The 20,556-nt window shown below is 71.2% G+C and carries 19 protein-coding genes; 6 read left to right on the forward strand and 13 right to left on the reverse strand.

The genetic code is table 11. The features are described from left to right. Positions 1-23: 23 nt before the first annotated feature. Positions 24-1,328, forward strand: a complete 1,305-nt coding sequence (locus VFZ70_03170) for a histidine kinase (protein HEX6254790.1) — start codon at positions 24-26, stop codon at positions 1,326-1,328. A gap of 34 nt (positions 1,329-1,362) precedes the next feature. Next, a complete protein-coding gene (locus VFZ70_03175) occupies positions 1,363-2,139 on the forward strand; it encodes a LytTR family DNA-binding domain-containing protein (GenBank protein HEX6254791.1) in 777 nt (258 codons plus the stop codon). Positions 2,140-2,148: 9 nt separating this feature from the next. Here the strand turns inward: VFZ70_03175 and VFZ70_03180 are convergent, their stop codons facing one another. The 4 genes from VFZ70_03180 to VFZ70_03195 form a co-directional block, all read right to left on the reverse strand. Continuing rightward, complete coding sequence (locus VFZ70_03180; GenBank protein ID HEX6254792.1) at positions 2,149-2,442, reverse strand: hypothetical protein; 294 nt, start codon at positions 2,440-2,442, stop codon at positions 2,149-2,151. A gap of 74 nt (positions 2,443-2,516) precedes the next feature. Then, the gene (gene mdh / locus VFZ70_03185) at positions 2,517-3,446 is read right to left on the reverse strand and encodes a malate dehydrogenase (GenBank protein ID HEX6254793.1); all 930 of its coding nucleotides are present in this window, start codon (positions 3,444-3,446) and stop codon (positions 2,517-2,519) included. An 80-nt stretch (positions 3,447-3,526) separates the two neighbouring features. After that, a complete protein-coding gene (locus VFZ70_03190; protein ID HEX6254794.1) occupies positions 3,527-4,405 on the reverse strand; it encodes a bifunctional 5,10-methylenetetrahydrofolate dehydrogenase/5,10-methenyltetrahydrofolate cyclohydrolase in 879 nt (292 codons plus the stop codon). A 47-nt stretch (positions 4,406-4,452) separates the two neighbouring features. Next, complete coding sequence (locus tag VFZ70_03195) at positions 4,453-5,886, reverse strand: hypothetical protein (protein ID HEX6254795.1); 1,434 nt, start codon at positions 5,884-5,886, stop codon at positions 4,453-4,455. Positions 5,887-5,930: 44 nt separating this feature from the next. Between VFZ70_03195 and VFZ70_03200 the strand changes: the two genes are divergently transcribed. Then, positions 5,931-6,956, forward strand: coding sequence for a DMT family transporter (locus VFZ70_03200; protein ID HEX6254796.1), 1,026 nt, complete (start codon positions 5,931-5,933; stop codon positions 6,954-6,956). Positions 6,957-6,966: 10 nt separating this feature from the next. Here the strand turns inward: VFZ70_03200 and VFZ70_03205 are convergent, their stop codons facing one another. From VFZ70_03205 to VFZ70_03235, 7 genes are all read right to left on the reverse strand, one after another. Further along, positions 6,967-7,809, reverse strand: coding sequence for an SDR family NAD(P)-dependent oxidoreductase (locus VFZ70_03205; protein HEX6254797.1), 843 nt, complete (start codon positions 7,807-7,809; stop codon positions 6,967-6,969). Positions 7,810-7,829: 20 nt separating this feature from the next. Beyond that, positions 7,830-9,365 (reverse strand): bifunctional phosphoribosylaminoimidazolecarboxamide formyltransferase/IMP cyclohydrolase, encoded by a 1,536-nt coding sequence (purH, locus tag VFZ70_03210; protein ID HEX6254798.1) that lies wholly within the window; start codon positions 9,363-9,365, stop codon positions 7,830-7,832. Continuing rightward, a complete protein-coding gene (purN, locus tag VFZ70_03215; protein HEX6254799.1) occupies positions 9,362-9,952 on the reverse strand; it encodes a phosphoribosylglycinamide formyltransferase in 591 nt (196 codons plus the stop codon). Before purN ends, purH begins: the two co-directional genes overlap by 4 nt. Before the next feature lie 45 nt (positions 9,953-9,997). Beyond that, entirely contained in the window at positions 9,998-11,668 is a 1,671-nt protein-coding gene (locus VFZ70_03220; protein ID HEX6254800.1) for a hypothetical protein, read from the reverse strand. Between the two features lie 165 nt (positions 11,669-11,833). Then, positions 11,834-12,748 (reverse strand): succinate--CoA ligase subunit alpha, encoded by a 915-nt coding sequence (gene sucD / locus VFZ70_03225; protein ID HEX6254801.1) that lies wholly within the window; start codon positions 12,746-12,748, stop codon positions 11,834-11,836. Positions 12,749-12,803: 55 nt separating this feature from the next. Further along, on the reverse strand, positions 12,804-13,946 hold the full coding sequence (gene sucC / locus VFZ70_03230) for an ADP-forming succinate--CoA ligase subunit beta (GenBank protein ID HEX6254802.1): 1,143 nt from the start codon (positions 13,944-13,946) through the stop codon (positions 12,804-12,806). 108 nt (positions 13,947-14,054) lie between these two features. Continuing rightward, positions 14,055-14,459 (reverse strand): cobalamin B12-binding domain-containing protein, encoded by a 405-nt coding sequence (locus VFZ70_03235; protein HEX6254803.1) that lies wholly within the window; start codon positions 14,457-14,459, stop codon positions 14,055-14,057. A 138-nt stretch (positions 14,460-14,597) separates the two neighbouring features. On the opposite strand from VFZ70_03235, the gene VFZ70_03240 reads away from it, so the two are divergent. Both VFZ70_03240 and VFZ70_03245 read left to right on the forward strand, forming a co-directional pair. Beyond that, entirely contained in the window at positions 14,598-15,131 is a 534-nt protein-coding gene (locus VFZ70_03240; protein HEX6254804.1) for a hypothetical protein, read from the forward strand. A 451-nt stretch (positions 15,132-15,582) separates the two neighbouring features. Continuing rightward, a complete protein-coding gene (locus VFZ70_03245) occupies positions 15,583-16,323 on the forward strand; it encodes an alpha/beta fold hydrolase (GenBank protein HEX6254805.1) in 741 nt (246 codons plus the stop codon). A 121-nt stretch (positions 16,324-16,444) separates the two neighbouring features. Here the strand turns inward: VFZ70_03245 and VFZ70_03250 are convergent, their stop codons facing one another. Then, positions 16,445-18,676, reverse strand: coding sequence for a UvrD-helicase domain-containing protein (locus tag VFZ70_03250; protein HEX6254806.1), 2,232 nt, complete (start codon positions 18,674-18,676; stop codon positions 16,445-16,447). A 234-nt stretch (positions 18,677-18,910) separates the two neighbouring features. Here VFZ70_03250 and VFZ70_03255 point away from each other — a divergent pair, with 234 nt between their 5' ends. Then, positions 18,911-19,387 (forward strand): hypothetical protein, encoded by a 477-nt coding sequence (locus tag VFZ70_03255; protein ID HEX6254807.1) that lies wholly within the window; start codon positions 18,911-18,913, stop codon positions 19,385-19,387. Here VFZ70_03255 and VFZ70_03260 read toward each other — a convergent pair. Continuing rightward, the gene (locus tag VFZ70_03260) at positions 19,384-20,556 is read right to left on the reverse strand and encodes a hypothetical protein (protein HEX6254808.1); all 1,173 of its coding nucleotides are present in this window, start codon (positions 20,554-20,556) and stop codon (positions 19,384-19,386) included. The genes VFZ70_03255 and VFZ70_03260 overlap by 4 nt on opposite strands.

Consider the following 20,556-nt stretch of genomic DNA (forward strand, 5'->3'; position numbering starts at 1 on the left):
GGCAGCCCGCCCGGAGCCGCGCCATGAGCCGGTCCGCATGGCTGCTGGCCGCCGTGGTCGCAGCCCTCTGGGCGGTGCTGTACGTCGCCACGCAGATCGCGCTGTCCCCACCTCTGCGGACCGAGGTGCTGGTGATCACCGGCGTGGCGGCGACGACCGCATTGATCCTGGGGTTCCCCTCAACGCTGCGCGGCCCGCGCGAGCCACTCGCCCCTCCGCGGCGCGGCCGGCTGCTGCGGATGTCGCGGGCAGGACCGGACGAGCGTTCGACGTCCGTTGCGGTGTTCGGCCGCGAGCTGCCCCTGCGGTCCGGCCTCACCAGTGAGGCGGCGGAGCGGACGGTCCGGCTCCTGCGCCCCGTGCTGGCCGGCGACTCGGTGGCGATCACCGACACCGAGTCAGTGCTGGCGTTCGTGGGGCCGGGCAGCGGGCACCACCGGTCAGGCCACCGGGTGACGACGGCGGCGACGTACACCGTGCTGTCCAGTGGCAGGACCAAGGTCCTGCGGACGCGCGCCGATCTCGGCTGCTCCGAGCCGGAGTGTCCGCTGCACACCGCGGTGGTCGCCCCGCTACGCGTGGGCGACCGCGTCGTCGGGACGCTCAAGGTCTACCGCGTCGACGAGACGCCTCCTGCGCGACAGCCGGTGCAGGACCTGGCCAGCATCCTCTCGCTGCACCTCGAGCTCGCGGAGGCCGACCGCGAACGCCAGCTCGCGGCGGATGCGCGGCTGAACGCGCTGCGCGCCCAGATCAACCCCCACTTCCTGTTCAACACCCTGAACACGATCGCATCGAAGGCACGGACGGATCCCGAGGACGCCCGCCGGCTGCTGCTGCGCCTGAGCGACTTCTTCCGCTACTCCATCCGCCAGGACGGGCAGTTCGCGGACTTCGCGCAGGAGTACTTCTTCGTACGGACCTACGTCGCCCTCGAGCAGGCGCGGTACGGCGACAGCCTCGACGTCCGCTACGACGTCGACCCGCAGGTGCTCAGCGCCCAGGTTCCGGTCCTGACCATCCAGCCGCTGGTCGAGAACGCGGTCAAGCACGGACTCGCGGAGAAGGTCGGCGGGGGCACCGTCCACTTGAAGGCCAGGGTCGATCCGCTGAGCCGGACGACGCTGATACAGGTGCGTGACGATGGCGTCGGCATGGACGACGAACTGCTGAACAAGGTCCTGTCCGGAGCTGCACCCAGTGGCGGCATCGGGCTGCGCAACATCAACCAACGTCTGGAGAACCTGTTCGGGGAGCGGTACTCGATGCACGTGCGGTCCGGTGACGACAAGGGCACGACCGTCGACCTGCGGCTGCCGCTGCGATGACCGCGCCTGGTGACGAGATGGAGGGTCGCGGATCGTGACGCCGGACGACCGGTCCCGCAGGCGCGCGCGCTGTCTGATCGTCGACGACGAGGCGCCTGCGCGCGAGGAGCTGCGCTACCTGCTGCAATCGTTCCCGGACGTCCAGGTGGTCGGCGAGGCGACGAACGCCGAGGAGGCGGCCGTGCTGCTCGACTCGGTGGACTACGACGTCGTCCTGCTCGACATCCGCATGCCGGGTGGCACCGGTCTCGAGCTGGCGACGCGGCTGCGTGAGCAGAACCACCAGGCGGCCGTGGTGTTCACGACGGCGTATCCCGATCATGCCGTGGAGGCCTTCGACCTCGCCGCCGCCGACTACCTGGTCAAGCCCTTCGACGCCGAGCGCCTGGGCCGGGCGCTGCGGCGGGCTCTGGGCTCGGCCGGATCTGACGAGGACGACCCACCCCCGCGCCGCCACGACGGCGACGACCTGCCCCCCGCCCTCGCGACGCGGGTCCCCATCCAGCACGGCGGGCGCACGGTGCTCGTCGAGTCCGACGACATCTACTACGCCACCGCGTCCCGCGGGTACAGCTACATCAAGCTGGCCGACGACCGGGTGCTCACCACCTACACGCTGGCAGATCTCGAGCGGAGGCTGACGGGGTTCTTCCGCTGCCACCGGTCGCATCTGGTCAACCTGTCACACGTGCGGGAACTGGTGTCGGACTACCAGGGCGGACTGGTCCTGGTCATCGACGACCGGCAACGAAGCAGGGTGGAGGTGTCGCGCCGCCAGGCGGCCGCGCTGCGGCGCGCCCTCGGCGTCTGACGGCCCAGCTCAGGCGTCGTCGTCCTGCTCGAACAGCAGGCCCTCGAGCCGGTCGCGCGGCGTGTCGCGGTCGTGGTCGCTGGCCTCCTGCTCGTCGTCCACCGCGTCACGCGAGACGCGCTCGAGCTCGTCCGGGTCGACGTTGTCGTCCAACAGTGCCCGCAGCTCCTCGTCCGAGAGGTCGGCGTGGGCCGCCGGCTCGCGCGGACGTGTCCGGCCGCCGGTCTCCGCGTCGGACGGCGCGCCGGCGCGCGTGCGCCTGGCGCCGCCGGTCGGGGGTGCGTTTGATCGTCGACGGGTCATGGGTTACAGCCTCGCTTCGTCGTCGTCGCCAGGGTCGCCCTGCGTTCGTCGATCTGTGGCGTCGGTGGTTGTGCTCAGACCAGTGAGGCGACGTCCGCCTGCTTGGCGCGAACGGCGTCGGCGGCCTCGTGCAGCGCAGCGCGCTCGTCGTCGGTCAGGTCGAGCTCGACGATCTCGGTCACGCCGCTGCGGCCGAGGCGAGCGGGTACGCCGAGGTAGACGTCCGAGATGTCGTACTGGCCGGTGAGCCACGCGCAGACCGGCAGCAGCGCGCCCTCGTCCTGCGCGATCGCGCGGACCATCCGAGCGGCCGCCGAGGATGGGGCATAGTACGCGGACCCGGACTTGAGCAGGCCGACGATCTCGGCGCCGCCGCTGCGCGTGGCGCTCACCAGTTGTTCGATCGTCGCGTCGTCCATCACCTCACGCAGGGGTCTGCCCTCTACGGTCACCTGTGACGGTACGGGCACCATCGTGTCGCCGTGCGAGCCGAGCGTGATCGCGTCGACCGACAGCGGCGAGATGCCGAGCGCCGTCGCGATCTTGTCCGCAAAGCGCGCCGTGTCGAGCATGCCGGCCTGGCCCATCACCCGTGCGTGGGGGAACCCGGAGACCTGTTGGAACAGTGCCGTCATCTCGTCGAGCGGGTTGGACACCACGATCACCACCGCGTCCGGCGACGTCTCGGCGATCTCCTGCGCCACGCCGCCGACGATCTTCGCATTGCCCTCCAGCAGATCCATGCGGCTCATGCCCGGTGACCGAGGCTTGCCGGCGGTGACCACCACGATGTCGGAACCGTCGGTGTTCTCGTACCCGTTGGTGCCGATGACCTTCGTCTCGTAGCCCTCGATGGGACGGGACTGGTTCATGTCGAGCGCCAGGCCCTGCGGCAGGCCCTCGATGATGTCGACCATGACGACCTCGTCGGCGAAGTCCGCCTGGGCGATGCGCTGCACGGTCGTCGACCCGTACTTCCCCGCGCCGACCACGGTTACCTTCACGGTGCGCCTCCCTGCGTGCACGTTGAGAACTGCTGGATCGAATGGGTGCGCGGGCGAACGTACCCGATCGCGACCGGCGGCTACACCTGTGCGACCGCCCCGGCCTGCAGGCGCGCCGCGAGCAGGGTGTTGTGCAGCAGCATGGTCACCGTCATGGGCCCGACCCCGCCGGGCACCGGCGTGATCGCCCCGGCGATCTCGACCACGCCGTCGAAGTCGACGTCGCCGATCAACCTCCCGTCGTCGCGCCGGTTTATCCCGACATCGATGACGGCGACGCCGGGCCGCACCATCTCGGCCGTCAGCGTCCGCGGCACGCCCGTCGCAACGACGACGATGTCGGCGCCCCGGGTGTGGGTGGCGAGGTCCCGCGTGCCCGTGTGGCACATCGTCACCGTCGCGTTCGCGCCGTCCCCCCGCATGGTCAGCAGCATCGCCAGTGGGCGGCCCACCAGCTGGGACCGGCCGATGATGACGACGTTGGCACCGTTGGTCTCGACGCCGGCAGTCCGCAGCAGCACCTGGCAACCCAGCGGCGTGGCGGGGACGAACCGGGGGTCACCCCGGAGCAGGCGCCCGGCGTTGTCCGGATGCAGCCCATCGACGTCCTTGGCCGGATCGACCCGTTCCTGAGCGACGATGGCGTCGAGCGGGGCGGGCAATGGCATCTGAACGATGATCCCGTGGACCGCGGGGTCGGCGTTCAGCCGGTCGATCTCGGCGTGCAGCGCGTCCTGCGTCGTGTCGGCAGGCAGGCGCACACCGTGCGACGTCATACCGACCCGCTCGCACATGCGTTCCTTCTGGCCGACGTAGACGTGGCTCGCGGGATCGTCGCCGACGAGGATCGCCGCGAGCCCCGGAACGACGCCGTAGGCCGCGAGCGTCGCGGTCTCGGAGGCGATCCGCTCGCGTTCCGCCGCAGCCGTCGCCTTGCCGTCGATCAGCAGTGCGGTCATGGCGGGTGTCTCCTGCCCTCGCGGTGGCCGTTGATCGACGGCACACGCTACCGGCTCGGACCGTCGGGCGCCCGCTCTCCCGCCGCGGCGTCGAGCGGCTGCGCAGCGGCTGCCTCGTGGGCGCGCAACGCGTCGCTGATCGCCTGGACCACGCGCGCGATCGCCTGGGCGACCATGCCGACGACCCAGAACGGTGCGAGCACGGCCCGGACCGCGGTGACCCGATCGCCCCCGTCGGTGGCGGTCGTCACGGCGCCCCATGTCAGTGCCAGCGCGCAGATCATCGCGACCCCGCTCAGCTGGCCGCCGGTGCCGAGCACGACCATGCGTGGCCCGTACCCCAGCATCACCGCCGCCGGTGGGACGAGCGGGAGCAGCAACGCCGCGTGGACGATCGCCTGCACCCGCTCCCGCTCTCCGTCGTCCGTCTCGAGCGTACGCACGAGCCAGCGGGCCACGGCCAGCGGCAGCCACGCGGTGGACGGGTCACGTAGCACGGGGTCGACCAGCAGCAGCCCCGCCAACGCCACGATGCCTGCGACGACCACCGTCGGCGATGGCAGGACGAGACCGGTGACGATCGGCAGCACGGCGGCACTCAGCAGACCCAGCCGCCACCACGTGCGGCTCGTCTGTGCAGCGGCACGCGTCACCGGGCGGGTCGCCTCGGCCGTGGCGCGCACCACGATCGTGCGGGTGGAGTCCACGAGGTCCGTACAGCGCAACGGCCGGTCGCCGGGGTCCGACGACAGCGCGTCGACCATCGGTTCGGGCACGTCCAGCGCGTCGGGTTGGACCAGCATCGCGGCGAGGGCGTCGCCGCGCGCACCCGAGTGCAGTGCCAGCAGGGTCGCCGCGAACGAGTACACGTCGGCAGGCGGCCCGAACCGACCGGTCAGGACCTCCGGCGCGACGAACAGCGGCGTGCCGACGTAGGTCATGTCACCCCCGACCGTGCGCAGCGTCGACGGGTCGACCAGCACGATGCGGCCGTCACCGGCCCGGATGAGGTTCGACGGCTTGACGTCACGGTGCACGAGGGCGTCCCCGTCCGACCACTCGCCGTCGTGCAGTCGGTCGAGCGCCAGCGCGAGAGGCTCGAGGTCGGCGAAGGCGGCCGCGCCGAGGTGGGCGTCGTCGAGCGGCTCGCCGTCGATGAACTCCATCACCATCGCACCCCAGCCGGCCCACTCGCCGGTACCCAGCACCCGCGCGTTGAGAACGCGCACCAGCGCGGCGTCGTCGATGCGGGCGAGCGCCTGTGCCCGCCGCGTGAACGCGACGGGCTCGGCGACGACGTCGGGCCTGATGAGCTTGACGGCGCGGAGACTGGTGTCGGGCGCTGTCGCCGCCCAGACCTCGCCCTCACCGCCAACGCCGACGCGGTGTCGAAGCTGCATGCCGAGCACCGTCGGCAGACGACGTGCGGCGGGAGCCTCGCGCGCGATCATGGTGCGGTCGATGGAGCGGTCGACGGTCACCCCGTGACCGTATCGTGCCCCCGTCCGTTTGGAGAGGATCCACTGTGACCCCACGCCGCGCGCGGCAGGCATCGGCCGGCGCCGGACCCGCTCCGTCGTCACAGCGGTCCGCCGCCGATGCGCCCCAACCGCGGCCCGACCCGCGACCCGTCACGGGCCGGTCGCTGCGGCTGACGATCGCGTTGGGCGCCCTGGGTGCGTTCGCAATCGCGTTCTCGGGGATCTTCGTGCGGCTGTCCACGGTCGCGCCGTCGACGTCCGCGGTCTTCCGCTGCGTCTACGCGCTGCCGGTGCTGGCACTGCTCGCACGTCGCGAGACCCATGCTGCCGGACCCCGGACGGCCGCCCAGCGCCGGTTGTCGCTGGCCGCCGGGACGGCGTTCGCGGTCGACCTCGTGGCATGGCACTACGCGATCGACGTCGTCGGCGCCGGCCTGGCGACCGTGCTCGCCAACGTGCAGGTCGTGATCGTCGGCCTCGTCGCCTGGCTCGTGCTCGGGGAGCGCCCGTCGCGCGCGACGATCGGTGCGGTCCCGGTGATGCTGCTCGGCGTCGTGCTGATCTCGGGCGTGGTCGGCGCGGACGCGTACGGCGACGACCCCGCACTCGGCGGCGCGCTCGGCCTGCTGGCGGCCTCGGCCTACGCGGCCTTCCTGTTGCTGCTGCGGGCTGGCAACAACGACCGCCGGCATCGTGCGGGGGTGCTGTTCGACGCGACGCTGACAGGTGGGCTGGGCGCCGCCGTGGCCGGTCTCGCGCTGGGCGGCCTCGACCTCGTGCCGAGTTGGCCCGAACACGGATGGTTGCTTCTGTTGGCGCTGAACTCACAGGTGGTCGGGTGGCTGCTGATCTCGTACGCGCTGCCGCGACTGCCCGCCATCGTCACGTCAGTGCTCCTGCTGCTGCAGCCGGTCAGCGCCGTGCTGCTGGGCATCGTGCTGCTCGACGAGGCGCCGTCGCTCGTCCAACTCGGTGGGGTGGGCCTCGTGCTCGTCGGGATCGCGGTCGCCACCGCGGGAGACACGGCCGACCGTCGTCGCGCGGACGCTGCCGCGCGTGCCGACCGCTGAGCGGGTCGGCTCATCCCACCCGCTGCGCGATCCGCTCGGTCCGGCCCCACAGGCCGCCCGCCACGTCAGCGTCGTCGGCACCATTCGGCCAGCCGACGCCGCGACCTCGTTCGTCGACGTGACCCTCCGCCGGTGCGGGACCCGTGGCCAGCTCCACGTAGCACGCGGCCACGCTGGCGGGATCGGCGGCCATCCGCTGCTTCGGCCGGTACGCGATCTGCATCGCCCGCGGGTAGCCCGCGAGCCGCTCGTCGTCGAGGCGCACGCTGGGGATGCGCAGCGCGACCGCCGCGACGCCGCGACGCCGTAGCTCGGCGACGAACAGCAGCTGTGCGAGCTTCGACCGGTAGTACGCACGGGTCGACGACCACCGTCGGCGGCTGTCGAGGTCATCGGGATCCAGCCGCAGCCACGGCATCGCCAGCAGCCCCTTCGAGCCGGCCACGACGACACGCGCGCCGTCGCCCATGTGCTCGAGCAGCCCGGTCGTCAGCACGAACGACGCCACGTGGTTGACGGCGAACATCTCCTCGATGCCGTCCACGGTCAGCCGGCGTTGCCGACGGGCCACCGCGAGCACCGCCGCGTTGCTGATCACCGCATCGATGGCAACGGTGTCCACGATCCGCGCCACCGCCCCGCGCACGGCCGAGAGGTCCGCGAGGTCTGCCGACACGCTCGTGACGCGCCCGCCATCACGAGCCGCAGCGGTGCCGGCGGCCACGACGGCCTCCGCCCGCGCGTCCGAGCGCGTCACGACGACCGCGTGGCGTCCCGACGCGGCGAGCCGCACCGCCGCACGACGCCCGATCCCCGACGCCGCACCTGTGATGATGATCGCTCCGGTGCCCATCTGCCGTCCGTGCTCGACTGTCAGTGGCGGAAGTGGCGCTGGCCGGTCACGAGCATCGGGATGCCAGCCTCGTCACACGCAACGATGGTGTCCGCGTCCCGCTTCGAGCCGCCCGGCTGGACGATCGCGGCGACACCGGCGGCGATCGCGGCGTCGGGACCGTCGCGGAACGGGAAGAACGCGTCGCTGGCCATCACGGCACCCGTCGCGCGATCGCCCGCCTTGCGGACGGCCAACTCGACGCTGTCGACTCGCGACATCTGACCCGCCCCGACACCGACGATCGCACGCTGCGCTGCGAGCACGATCGCGTTGGACTTGACGTGCCGGCAGGCCTGCCACGCGAACGCCAGCGCCGCACGCTGCTCGTCGGTCGGGGTCGCACGTGTGACGACCTTCCACCCGGCGGTCTCGTCGTCCCCCACGTCGGGCCGCTGGACGAGCAGGCCACCGACGACCGTCTGCGCCTGGACCACGTCCACATCCGAAGCCGTGACCTCGAGCAGACGCAGGTTGCGGCGCTGCGCGAAGATCTCACGTGCCGCTGGGGCGTATCCGGGCGCCACGACGACCTCGGTGAAGACGTCGACGATCTGGCGGGCCGTGTCGGCGTCGACCTCGCGGTTGCAGCCGACGATCCCGCCGAACGCGCTCGTCGGATCACCTGCGAGAGCCGGCGGATAGGCGGCCGCCAGGCTGTCTGCCACGGCGATGCCCGTGGGATTGGTGTGCTTGATGATCGCCACGCAGGGTTCGTCGAACGCCGTGGCCATGCGCCACGCCGCGTCGGCGTCCAACAGGTTCGTGTAGCTGAGCGCCTTGCCCTGCAGCGGCGGCGCGGCGGACAGGCCACGCGGTGTGGACGGCCGGTAGAACGCCGCAGGTTGGTGCGGGTTCTCGCCGTAACGGAGATCGCCGACCTTGTGCCACACGTCGATCCGCGTCGTCGGCATGGGATCGTCCCCCGCGAACCAGGACACGATGGCCGCGTCGTAGGTCGCGGTGTGCGTGAAGGCCTTGGCGGCGAGCCGCCGTCGGGTCGCGGCATCGATCCCATCGCCGGCGACCTGCTCGGCGAGCGCGACGTAGTCGGACGGGTCGACGACGATCGCCACGTGGGTGTGGTTCTTGGCCGCCGCACGCACCATCGTCGGTCCGCCGATGTCGATCATCTCGACCGCGGCCGCCTCGGTCACGGCCGGATCGGCGACCGTCCGCTCGAACGGGTACAGGTTCGACACGACCAGGTCGATCGGCGCGATCCCGTGCTCGTCCAGGGTCGCCACGTGCTCCGCCTCGCCGCGGTCGGCGAGGATCCCGCCGTGCACCGCGGGGTGCAGGGTCTTGACACGTCCACCGAGGATCTCCGGGAACCCGGTCAGTTCGCTGACGGGCGTCACAGGCACCTCCGCTCCGGCGATGGCCGCGGCGGTGGACCCGGTCGACACGAGTTCGACGCCCGCGGCGTCCAGCGCGCGTGCCAGGTCGACGAGTCCCGTCTTGTCATAGACGCTGATGAGGGCTCGCGAAGGGCGGAGCGTTCCGGTCGTGGTCATTGGCGGATCCTGACATGTCTGCCGTCACGGTGGATGCGTCCCGCGCACCATGCCCGCACCACCTCGGGCAGCAGGCGGTGCTCGACACGCTGCATGCGGGCGTGCAGCGTGTCAGCGGTGTCGTCCGGTTCCACAGGTACTGCCTCCTGGGCGATGATCGGCCCGTGGTCGACCAGTTCGTCGACGAAGTGGACCGTGACGCCCGAGATCTTCACGCCCCACGCCAGCGCGTCGTCGACCGCGTGCGCGCCCGGGAACGCCGGCAGCAGCGACGGGTGGACGTTGATCGTCGGCCAGCGGTGGACGAAGTCACCGGAGAGCACGCGCATGAACCCCGCCAGCACGACGAGGTCGGGTGACAGGCCGTCGACGCGGGTGATCAGGTCCTGCTCCCAGGCGGTCCGGTCAGCACGCATCGGCACGGCGTGGACCACCACACCATGCCGCCGCGCACGCTCCAGGGCGGTCGCCGTCGGCCGGTCCGACACCACCCCGACGATGGCGTGGCCGAGGTCGTCGGCGTCGAGCAGTGCCTGCAGGTTCGTGCCGGAACCGCTGGCGAGGACGACAAGTCGCGTGGCGCGCACGCCGGCACTGGCTCCTGGATCGAGGAACGGTTGGCGCGTCGGATCCTACGGCGTCGGGCCGGGCTCGGCTGCCGGCGGGTCAGGCTCCGGCGCAGGCTCCGGCTCCGGCTCCGGCGCAGGTTCCGGCTCCGGCGCAGGTTCCGGCTCCGGTTCGGGTTCGGGCTCCGGGGCTGGTTCCGGCTCCGGGCTCGACGCGGTCGGTGTCGACGACGGCGACGGACTCGACGAGGTCGGTGTCGACGACGGCGACGGACTGGACGTCGTGCCGCCGGACTTCGTACCGGACGTCGTGCCGGAACCCGATGACGTCGTCTTCGATCCCGAGGTCGACTTCGATCCCGACGTCGTCCCGGATCCCGACCCGGTCGAGGTCGTCGACCCGCCCGACACGGCCACGGCGGTGGCCGGCACACCGGTGAAGCCCGTGTACACCGGCCCGTTCATGCGCTCGCCGGGATCGTAGGCGGCCGCCTGTCGAGGCGTCTGGACCATGGCGATGGCCATGGCGTCGAGGCGGCGGTCGGTGTTGCCCGTGCGCGGATCCCCGTTCCCGGCGGGGCGCATGCGGCTGTCCTCGTCGTCGGCTCCTTCGTCCGGCAGGATCTCGGCGATGGCCTCGGCCGCCGGGGTGTCCAGCGGGAACGCGAGCATGGACCGCACCACTGAGGACCCGTCCGCAGCCGCTCCGACCTCGGCCAGCGTGGCCAGCGCCGGTGCGGGCAAGCCGGTCGTCGGAGCGGCGTCGATCCCGCCGATCGTCAGCGCCAGCACGGCGAGCACCGCCGCCAGCGCGAAGACCGGCTGCGGTGTCGGCGCATGCTGCGCGAACCGCGACGGCAGGCCCGAGATGTGTCCGGCCGCCCGGCGGCGGTCGGACACCGACAACCGCTCGAGGGCGTGCGTGACCGCCGGCGACAACTGGTGGGCTGCGAGCGCCTCGAACGGCAGCCGGCTGCCGCCTGCGAGCGAGCGCTCGTACGGATGTGCCGCCGTCACGACGACGTAGGCGTCGGCGACGGCCGCGGCCTGGGCGCCGATCGCGACGGACGGGTTGCTGGCCGACGTCGCCGCGCCGACGAACGGACCGCGCAGCAGCGCGCGCCACTCGCCGAGCCAAGCGACGAGCGGCTGCTGCGGATGCGAGCGGTCATCGGGTGGCGTCCCCACCTCGCGCAGGATCAGCGCCCACTGCAGGCGGTCACGCGCCGCTTCCGACAGGTGCATCTGATGCGCCAGCAGCGTAGCGACCGCTCGTACGCGGCCGACGTGTGACCTGCCAGGTCCACCCTGACGCATCTGTGCGGCGTACGCGATCATCGCGTGCTCGGCGGCCGCGTCGAGATCGCCCTTGGCCAGGCCGGGCAGCAACATCCGCAGTTCGTCCTCGCCACCCCGCAACGACGCCAGCGAGGCGATGCGCATGCGCGTCGGTGTCGCCCGGGGGAACCCGAGGTCCAGGTCGAGCAGCGCGGCGACGGACAGCAGTCGACGCAGCGCGCGCTCCGTCAGCAGAGCGCCTCCGAGCGCGAGCCCCGCGATCAGCACCCACCGTCCGGCCGCCGCCAGCGGACCGTCCACCTCCGGGACGACCAGCGCCGCCAGGACCGTGACGCCGAGGAGGGCGACAAGAGGGCCCACCACGGCATACGTCCGGTACGCACGTGCCAGACCAGGCCGCTCGTGCCAGCGGTCAGCGGTCGACTCCGGATGCGACATCCCGCGTGTCCTCTAGGCGCTGTTGGAGCAGCGGTAACGGGACATTCCGCAGCACTGGCTCCCGACCGCAACCATCATCGCAGAACATGGGCCTGTTACAACCAGATTCTCTGCGATCGGGTCGATCGACCACGACAGCCCGGGCCGGTGGTGCCCGCGTTGCCGTTACCGGAGGCGGGCGATCATCAGCTGGGCGGTCTCGCTGGGGTTCATCCCGACGTCGATGCCGAGGTCGGTCAGCGCCTCCTTCTTGTCGGCGGCCGTCTCACCGCCGTCACCGCCCTCCTTGACGATGGCCCCCGCGTGCCCCATCTGCTTGCCGGGCGGTGCGGTGAACCCCGCGACATAGGCCGCGACCGGCGTGTCGGGGATGTGCTCGTGGATCCAGCGGCCGACGCGCTGCTCCTCGGTGCCGCCGATCTCGCCGACGAACACGATCGCCTCGGTGTCGGGGTCGTCTGCGAACCGGGGGATGATGTCCATGAAGTCCGACCCGATGATCGGGTCGCCGCCGATGCCCACACACGTCGAGATCCCGATGCCGGCGGCGTTGAGCTCGTGCATGAGCTGGTAGGTCAAGGTGCCCGAGCGGCTGACCAGGCCCACCTTGCCGGGACGCGTGCTCGACTCCGGGATGAACCCGACGTTGGCCTTGCCCGGGGAGATCAGGCCCGGACAGTTCGGACCGATGAGGACGGGGCGGCCCTCCTTGGCGAACGAGCCGTCCGCCGCGCGCGGGTAGAACGTGTTGTAGACCCGCGCCATGTCGTGGACCGGGATCCCCTCGGTCAGGCACACGATCAGCTCGATGCCCGCCTCGTAGGCCTCCATGATCGCGTCTTTCGCGAACGGGGCCGGCACCAGGATCATCGACGTGTTGATGTCCTCGTGCTCGACGGCCTCGGTCGCGCTGCCGTAGATGGGGCGGTCCAGTTCCTCCCAGGTCTCGCCGCCACGCTTGGGGTGCACGCCCGCCACGATCTTCGTGCCGTACTCGGCGTTGCGCCGCGCATGGAAGGTGCCCTGGTTGCCGATGCCCTGCACCAGCACCCGTGTGTTCTCGTCGATCAGGATGCTCACCTGGTTGCTCCTTCTGGTGTCCAGCCGCTCGCGCTGCCCGGGGCCGGGTCGGGCGTCACGTCTGCGCGGCGAGCTGGACGGCCTTCTCGGCACCGGCGACCATGGTGTCGGCCGTCACGATGCCGGGGTGGTCGGCGTCGTCGAGGATGGCGCGTCCCTCCTCGGCGTTCGTGCCGTCGAGACGTACGACGAGCTTCTGGGGCACGTCGCCGAGGCTGTCGAGCGCGGCGAGGATGCCGTTCGCGACCTCGTCGCACCGCGTGATCCCCCCGAAGATGTTGACCAGCACGCTGCGCACCTGCTCGTCCGACAGCACCAGCGACAGCGACTGGGTCATCTTCTCGGCGTCGGCACCACCCCCCACGTCGAGGAAGTTGGCGGGCTGACCGCCGGCCTGGTTGACCACGTCGAGGGTGGCCATCACCAGTCCCGCGCCGTTGCCGAGCACGCCCACGTCCCCATCGAGCTTCACGTACTGCAGGTCCTGTTCCTTGGCCCTGGCCTCCAGCGGGTCGTCCGTGGTGTCTTCCGACTGCACTGCGAGGCCCTCGTGGCGGAACAGGGCGTTGCCATCGATCGACACCTTGGAGTCCAGCGCGATGACGCGGCCGTCGGCCGTCTTCACCAGTGGGTTGACCTCGAACAGCGTCGCATCCGACGCCACGAACCCCTCGTACAGCGCAACGAGCAGGTCGGCGGCGGGTGCGATGACGTCGTCGGGAAATCCCGCCTGCGTCAGGATGCCGATCGCCCGTTCGCGGTCGATGCCGACCGTCGGGTCGATGTCCTCCTTGAGGACCTTCTCGGGCCGGGTGCGGTTGACCTCTTCGATCTCGACGCCGCCCTCGACGCTGGCGATGACCTTGTACCCCTTGCTGGACCGGTCGTGGAGCAGCGAGAGGTAGTACTCCTCGGCGATGTCGCTGGCGGGCTCGATCAGCACCTTCTCGACAGTGTGGCCGGAGATGTCGAGGCCCAGGATCTGCTCGGCCTGCTCCTGCGCCTCGTCGGCGTCCGCGCAGTACTTGACACCACCCGCCTTGCCGCGCCCGCCCGTGAGCACCTGCGCCTTGACCATGACCGGGACGCCGAAGCGCTCAGCGTGTCCGCGCGCCTCCTCCGGCGTGCGCGCCAGCTCGCCCCGGGGCGTCGTCGGGATGCCGAGCGAGCGGAACAGCTCCTTGCCCTGGTACTCCATCAGGTTCACAGTGATGTCCTTTGGCGTTGCGTGACCGGTCGCGCCCGTGGCGGCACCCACCCGTCGCCATCATGCGCAGGCTGACGCCGCGCGAACCGTGCAGCGGTGTCACCTGACGTCGGCGGGGTCGTCGACGTGCTCGCGGACCCACGCGATGATCTCGTCGGTGCGTGAGCCTGGTGTGAAGATCTCGGCGACACCGCGCCGCTTGAGCTCGGCGATGTCGTCCGCGGGGATGATGCCACCGCCGAACACCACGATGTCGCCGGCATCGCGTTGCTCGAGCAGTTCGACCACGCGCGGGAACAGTGTCATGTGGGCACCGGAGTGGATGGACAGGCCGATGATCTGCACGTCCTCCTGCAGCGCGGCCTCGACGATCTGCTCCGGTGTCTGGTGCAGGCCGGTGTACACGACCTCGAACCCACCGTCGCGCAGTGCACGCGCGACCACCTTGGCCCCGCGGTCGTGACCGTCGAGGCCTGGTTTGGCGACCAGCACCCGGACCGCCACGCGACGTCCTTTCCGACCGACATCGGCCGACGCGCCCGGTACGGCCGGCCGACGTGGAGGATAGCCGGCGCCCGCGGGGGCCAAACGGCCACGCGACCGGCATAGCCTGGGCGTTGCATGCCCCCGGATGACCGCGCCGTGACCGGCGAGCAACCCGAGTACGGCCCGCGTGGCCACCTGCCACCGCGGGCCGCCAAACGTGCGCGCAAGATCATCCTGCGCGAGCCGATGGGCCTGCAGTGGGCCGTCGCCGCGGTCGTCGCCGGGGTCCTGGTCCTGCTCGCGGGCGTCCTGCTGCTCCTGTCACGGTCGGGGCCACCGGGCGCCCCGTTCGAGGCGGTAGGGGCGTTGTCGGACATCGACGCGCGCGGAGCCGGTGAGCTGTCGCTGGACGACGGGCGCGACGTGCTCGTGCTCCGCGCCGCCGGCGATGTCCGCGTGTTCGCCGCACCGGCCGCCGACGCGACGTGGTGTGCGACGCGGAAGCGCGTCATGGTCGACGGCGAGAGAGTCTGGCTGCCCGACGGCCGGCTGATCGCCGGCACCGGCGACTCGCTGGCGCGGCTGCCCGCCCGCGTCCACGACGGCGTCCTCTACGTCGACGCCGAGGCGGACGGGACGCGCCTCGCCCCGACCCCCAGGGACGAGCCGCTCACCTGTCCCGCACTCTGACGCCGTCACGGTCTGCCTGCGCTCTGACGCCGGCACCGGCCTGCCCGCGCTCTGACGCCCACCACCCCGACGAAGGACAACCACCCCGCCGAAGGACAACCACCTGCCGACACGCATCACGAGGTGAGTGGGCGTAGCACGGGGTAGGCGGATGGAGCACGAGGTGGGCGGACGAGCACGAGGTGGGCGGGCGAAGCACGAGGTGGTTGCCGAACCACGCGAAGATTGCGGTGAAATGACAACCACCTCGGCAAAGGCGTCACCCACCATTGGCGGAAACGGTCCGGCGTGCGACCATTGAGCAACGAGGGGGGCGCACACCAGCTGCGAGGCGCCGGTGACGAGCGAGCCTGAGACAACCGAGGACACACCCGCGTCCGGACCGCCCGGACCAGCCGCCCCCATCAGCACGTCCCTCGCGACAGCGCTGCAGCGACAGGCGAGCGCCGCGTTGCGCAGCTTGGTCCGCCCCCGGTCGTACATGGGCCTCATGCGCGAGATGCTGCTCACGTCGGTGCACGCCACGACGTACCCGCTCGGTCTCGTGCCGCCGCTACCGTTCCGTCACGACGTGCCGGAGGCGTCGGTCCCCCGCCGCCCGGTCATCCTGGTCCACGGCTGGGTGCACAACCGCAGCGCGTTCCTGTTGATGCAGCGTGCCCTGCGCCGAGCCGGGCTGGGTCCGGTCCACACGTTCGAGTACCCGTCGGTGAGCAGCGACCTCAACCAGGTCGCGCGGCACCTCGCTGCCGTCGTCGAGGGTGCGGTGGACCACGCCAGCGCCGGCACGTGTGTACTGGTCGGCCATTCGATGGGTGGTCTGGTGGCACGGCAGTACGTGCAGGAACTCGGCGGTCACCGGTTCGTCGACACCGTCGTCACGATGGGCACGCCGCACCGTGGGACCTACAACGCGTGGCTCGGGTTCGGCCGGGCGGTCGAGCAGTGCCGACCGGGCTCGGCGTACCTCACGGCGCTGGAACGCTCGGCGCGGCCGGGACTCGCACGCTGGATCTCGTACTACAGCGATCTGGACTTCATGGTGACCCCGGCGGTCAGCGCCAAGCTGACGACCCCCGGGCTCGACGCGACGAACGTGCGGATCCGCGACATCGGGCACCTGTCGCTGCTGCTGTCGCGCTCGGTGCTGGGCGATCTGCTCGCGCGGCTCGAGGAGCCGACCGCCGTCTGATTCTCGCGGACGCGGCCGCCCGTCGCCACCGCCCGCACCACCGTCGGCGTCAGGAACGGCCCATGGAACACGGCCGCGTACAGAGCATCGGCGGCGAGCCCGCGCAGCCGCCCCGTCCTAGTCAGACGCGGATGAGCGGGGCGTAGGTCAGCACCAGGCGCTTGGTGCCCGACTCGTCGAAGGCGATCATCGCCTCCTGGCTGCCCGGCATCCCCGACAGCTCCAGGATGCGGCCCTCGCCGAAGCGCGGGTGCATCACCCGCATGCCGACGGCGAACTCGTCGCCGTCGTCCTCGTCCTGCTCCCGCTGCACGACCCGGCGGCTCGGCCCGCCCTGGTCACGCCGGATGTCGACGAGGTCGGACGGGAGCTCTTTGAGGAAGCGCGACGGTGGGTTGGCGTTGGTGGCCCCGAACAGCGTGCGGCTCCACGCGCTGGTCGTGTACAGCCGCTCACGGGCCCTGGTGAACGCCACGTAGCACAGCCGGCGCTCCTCCTCGAGCTCGTCGGGATCCGACAGCGCCCGGTGGTGCGGGAACACCGAGTCCTCCATGCCGATGACGAACACCACGGGGTACTCGAGGCCCTTGGCGTTGTGCATCGTCATCAGCACCAGCCGGGACTGCTCCTCGCCGTCGTCGAGCGCGTCGGCCTCGGTGACCAACGCGATGCGCTCGAGGAACTCGGCGAGCGTCGCGTCGGGCTGCAGCGACACGAAGTCCTCCGCGACGCTGCGCAGCTCCTTGACGTTCTCGATGCGACCCTGCGCCTCGATCGTGCGCTGGGCCTCCAGCTCCGACACGTACCCGGTGGCGGTCCACGCCAGCTCGACGAGCTCGGGCAGCGGCTGCTGGTCGACCGCGGTCCCGAGGGTGTCGAGCACGGCGACGAACTCGCCGACCGCCTTCACCGCCCGGGGCCCGAGCTGCGGGTGCTCGACGGCGCGGCGGCACGCGTCGACGAACGTGATGCGCTCACGCAGCGCGACGTCGGACAGCACCTGTTCGGTCTTCGCCCCGATCGCGCGGCGCGGCACGTTCACGACGCGGCGCGCCGCGACGTCGTCGGCGGGGTTCACGAGCAGCTGCAGGTACGCGAGCATGTCCTTGATCTCGCGGCGCTCGTAGAACCGTGTGCCGCCGATCACCTGGTACGGCGTGCCGGTGCGGATCAGCACCTCCTCGAGCACACGCGACTGCGCGTTGGTCCGGTAGAACACCGCGCAGTCGCCCGGCTCGTAGCCGTGCCCGTCGACCAGGCGGTCGACCTCCTCAGCGACGAACGCCGCCTCGTCGTGGGCGTTCTCCGCGGTGTAGCGGACGACCTGCTCGCCCTGGCCCACGTCGGTCCACAGCTTCTTGTCCAGCCGCTGCGTGTTGTGGGCGATCACCGCGTTCGCGGCGTCCAGGATGGTCTGCGTCGAGCGGTAGTTGCGCTCCAGGGTGATGCGCGTCGCGTCGGGGAAGTCGCGCTCGAAGTCGAGGATGTTGCGGATGTCCGCGCCGCGAAAGCGGTAGATCGACTGATCCGCGTCGCCAACGACCGCCAGGTTGCGGTGCTCGGACGCCAGCATCTGCACCAGCACGTACTGCGCGTGGTTGGTGTCCTGCCACTCGTCGACCAGGACGTGGGGGAACTGCGCCTGGTAGCGGGCGAGCACATCGTCGAACAGCTGTAGCAGCTCGACGGTCTTGGTCAGCAGGTCGTCGAAGTCCAGCGCGCTGGCCCGCTGCAGGCGGTCCTGGTAGAGCCGGTAGACCTGCGCCACCTGCTGCGCGTACCAGTCCTGCGCCTGCTGCGCGTAGGTCTCGAAGTCGATGAGCTCGTTCTTGGCCTTCGAGATCATGGCGCCCGCCGCGCGCGGCGTGACCCGCTTGGGGTCGAGCCCGAGCTCGTCGATGCACTGGGCGAGCAGGCGCCGGGAGTCGTCGGTGTCGTAGATCGTGAACGACGATTCGTAGCCCAGCCGCGGGATCTCGGTGCGGAGCAGGCGGGCACATGCGGCGTGGAACGTGGACACCCACATGCCACCCCACCGTCGGCGACGGACCTTGCCGTCCGCGTCGCGCGTGATGCCGACGACGCGGTCACCGACCAGCCCGGCCACCCGCTGCTGCATCTCCGACGCGGCCTTGTTGGTGAACGTGATCGCCAGGATCCCGTACGGGTTGACGCCACGGTCGCGGATGAGGTGCGCGATCCGGTGCGTGAGCACGCGGGTCTTGCCCGATCCGGCACCGGCGATCACCAGCAGGGGTCCACCGGCGTGCAGGACGGCGTCACGCTGTGCCGGGTTCAACCCCTCGACGAACTCGGCGGACGGGTCGACATACAGAGGTGGCGTGGAAGTCATGGGCTCCAGCGAGTGTAGGGCGCGCCCATGATCCACCGTGCGACGGTCCACAGCGGGGCGCACTGCCCACGGACGCCGGATGGCGCAGGTCAGGCACGGCGCTTCACAGCCTCAATGTGTACTCAACGTGTCCGAAAGATCAGGCTGCGTTGCGGTGTGCGTACGTCGACACTGTTGACGCACGGTTCACGTACGCACCGCGTCGAGCGCGGTGATCCCGCGGGAGGTAGCTAGATGATCGCCGTTGCCGATCCGGTCCCGATCTACCGTCGCGGCCTCGCGCTGGTGCTGCGCGAGGCGGGTCACGATGTCGAGGAATGGGAGCACCCCGATGAGCAGATCGACAGCGATCCGCCCAGTGGGCTGGAGGCTGTCGTCCTGACCGTGCGCTCGCCGCAGGATCTCGAGACCCTGAGCAAGATCCGCGCCCAGCACGAACAGGTCGCGATCATCGCGTTGATCATCCGCAGCGACATCGAGTCGTACCGGCAGACGCTGCGCGCCGGCGCGTCGGTCGCGGCGCCCTGGGATGCCACCGCCGAGCAGGTGCTGCGGCGCACCGAGGCGGCACTGGCCGGCTGGGCCGTGCTGCCGAGCAACGTCGTGTCTGCGCTCGCCGTCGAGGAGGCCTACGCGGGCGTCCTGTCCAACGACGAGCGCAACTGGCTGCGGCGCCTCAACGCGGACGCCGCGAACGGCAGCACCGACTAGCTCGCGTCGCGCTCCTCGCCGGCCAGCCCGGTGATGAGCGCGACGTCCCGGACGACGCCCGCGGCGTCGGTCCGGTCGTCGAGCAGGTCGAGCACCGCGCGCTCCAGTTCGCCCTGGTAGGCGGGCATGCCGAACCCGGCGTGGTCCTCGGCGATGTGCGCGACGTCGATCACCCAGCCGCTGTCGAAGCGGTCGAACAGGCGGGGGTCGATGTAGGAGGCACGTGCCACGGCGGGCGTGTTGCCCAGGTAGTGCGCGACCTCGCGGACAGCACGCGCCGTCGCACGCTTCCTGCGCGTCGCCGCCTCGACCGGGCCACTGACCGCCAGGGCGACGGCGGCCATGACCGTCGCGTTCCACGTCCGGAAGTCCTTGGCGGACGCCCCCTCGCCGCAGTGCTGCTTGATCAACTCGTTCACGTCGGCCGCGGTGACGTCGATCCAGCGGTCGCCGTCGCGGTAGGCGAGCAGTTCGGACCCGCCGGACCGTCGGCGACGCAGGCGGCCCACGACCTCGACGACCGACGGGTCGGCCAGCGACGTCACGCGGCGCTTGCTGCCCTTCGCCGGGTAGTCGAACTCGACCGTGTCGCCCCCGCGGATCGCGACGTGATCCTTGTGCATCGTCGTCAGTCCGACCGCGTCGTCCTCGTCGACGGCGCGTTCGGTGCCGATGCGGAAGAACCCGTGGTCGAGCAGGCGCACCGCGCATGCGAGGATGCGCTCGCGATCGAGACCGTCCCGACCGTCGAGCACCTCGACGCAGTACCCGCGCAGATCCGGCAGGCGACGCGCGAAGTCGAGCATGTGGTCGTACTTGATGCGGTCGCGCTGCTGACGCCATCGGGGGTGGTACAGGTACTGACGCCGCCCGGCGTCGTCGACGCCGACCGCCTGCAGGTGACCGTTGGCGTGGGGACAGATCCACACGTCGCGCCACGCCGGCGGGATCGCCAGGTCCCGCAGCCGGTCGATCACGTCCGGATCGGTGACCTTCTCGCCGGACGGCCAGAAGTACTCGAAGCCACGACCGCGTCCCCGGCGGGTGATGCCGGGGACGGATGGGTCAACGCGACGCAGGCGGACCTCGGACCTCCGGGGTGATCGTGACGACCGGCGACGGTATCCCCGGTGACGCGCCTTGACACGCGCGCCGACCGCGTGGCACAT

It is taken from the genome of Euzebyales bacterium (genome assembly GCA_036374135.1).
Classification (GTDB): Bacteria; Actinomycetota; Nitriliruptoria; order Euzebyales; family JAHELV01; genus JAHELV01.

Coding starts and splice junctions, on each gene's coding strand:
- VFZ70_03170 (HEX6254790.1), top strand. CDS start 24: ATGAGCCGGTCCGCATGGCTGCTGGCCGCCGTGGTCGCAGCCCTCTGG.
- VFZ70_03180 (HEX6254792.1), bottom strand. CDS start 2,442: ATGACCCGTCGACGATCAAACGCACCCCCGACCGGCGGCGCCAGGCGC.
- VFZ70_03190 (HEX6254794.1), bottom strand. CDS start 4,405: ATGACCGCACTGCTGATCGACGGCAAGGCGACGGCTGCGGCGGAACGC.
- VFZ70_03205 (HEX6254797.1), bottom strand. CDS start 7,809: ATGGGCACCGGAGCGATCATCATCACAGGTGCGGCGTCGGGGATCGGG.
- purH (HEX6254798.1), bottom strand. CDS start 9,365: ATGACCACGACCGGAACGCTCCGCCCTTCGCGAGCCCTCATCAGCGTC.
- VFZ70_03220 (HEX6254800.1), bottom strand. CDS start 11,668: ATGTCGCATCCGGAGTCGACCGCTGACCGCTGGCACGAGCGGCCTGGT.
- sucC (HEX6254802.1), bottom strand. CDS start 13,946: ATGGAGTACCAGGGCAAGGAGCTGTTCCGCTCGCTCGGCATCCCGACG.
- VFZ70_03250 (HEX6254806.1), bottom strand. CDS start 18,676: ATGACTTCCACGCCACCTCTGTATGTCGACCCGTCCGCCGAGTTCGTC.
- VFZ70_03255 (HEX6254807.1), top strand. CDS start 18,911: ATGATCGCCGTTGCCGATCCGGTCCCGATCTACCGTCGCGGCCTCGCG.
- VFZ70_03260 (HEX6254808.1), bottom strand. CDS start 20,556: ATGTGCCACGCGGTCGGCGCGCGTGTCAAGGCGCGTCACCGGGGATAC.